The organism is Pseudomonas sp. EL_65y_Pfl1_R83, from assembly GCF_963970695.1.
GTDB lineage: Bacteria > Pseudomonadota > Gammaproteobacteria > Pseudomonadales > Pseudomonadaceae > Aquipseudomonas > Aquipseudomonas tritici.
The window spans coordinates 1-829 of sequence record NZ_CAXAQI010000066.1 but is presented as its reverse complement, the minus strand read 5'-3'; the positions used below and the strand labels follow the sequence as shown (position 1 = coordinate 829).

At 59.5% G+C, this 829-nt stretch carries 1 protein-coding gene; it reads left to right on the top strand.

What is annotated here, in order from left to right; genetic code table 11:
• Positions 1-476 precede the first annotated feature (476 nt).
• The coding region (locus tag AACY08_RS27620) for a DUF3800 domain-containing protein (protein WP_339472281.1) at positions 477-829 on the top strand (353 nt) is incomplete at its 3' end.

The window sequence follows — 829 nt, the reverse complement described above, 5'->3', positions numbered from 1 at the left end:
GTTGCGAGGCCGGTTGTCGCTGGATCATGGTTCAGGTGCGCGCTTGCGAGGACCACACGCGTGACCCGCAAATGGGGTGGCGGGTCGATGCCGGCGAAACCAGGCTGTGCCCGCGCCAGCTCGTCCGGCGTCGGCAGATAGCGAAGACCCCTGCCCTGCCCTGCCCTTCGCGCGAGCGAAGCGGATCAGGTTCGACAACTCGCGCCAGGCGATCGGTTAGAGCCAGCGATGTTCGCGCGCGATCGGCATGACGATTTTATGAGTCAGTTGAGGGTGGAACGAAAGCGGAAACTATGGCCCACAAAGCGCTGCGCGTATGTTATAATTTGGATCACGAAGCCACTATTAAGCGATTAAGCGATTAAGCGATTAAGCGATTAAGCGATCAGCGACTATTGGCGTGCAGACGCATCGCGTTGTAGAACTCAAAGCGTAACAACGCGGTCGTGGGAAAACGACGTAGGGGGAGAGCATATGTGGCGTGGTTCCTGTTCCTTGATGAGTCCGGTCAGGACGGTCGCAATTCGCCGTATGAAGTGCTCGCTGGCCTCGCGATCGAGGATCGCCAGCTTTGGCGTCTGATACAGGCCATCAAGGGCGCACAGGAGGCTCATTTCGGTCTACGCCTGTTCGATGCCTATGGGGCCGAAGCCAAGGGTTTGAAGCTTCTTAATCGCAAGACCTTTCGACTGGCGGGCCAGAAAGAGGCGATGCCTCCGGCCGATCGTGCCAGGCTCGCCCATGCCGCACTGACCGATGGTGCCAATGTGCGCGGCGACCAGCTCACCGCGCTCGGTCAGGCTAAGCTCGCCTATGTGCGAACCGTGTT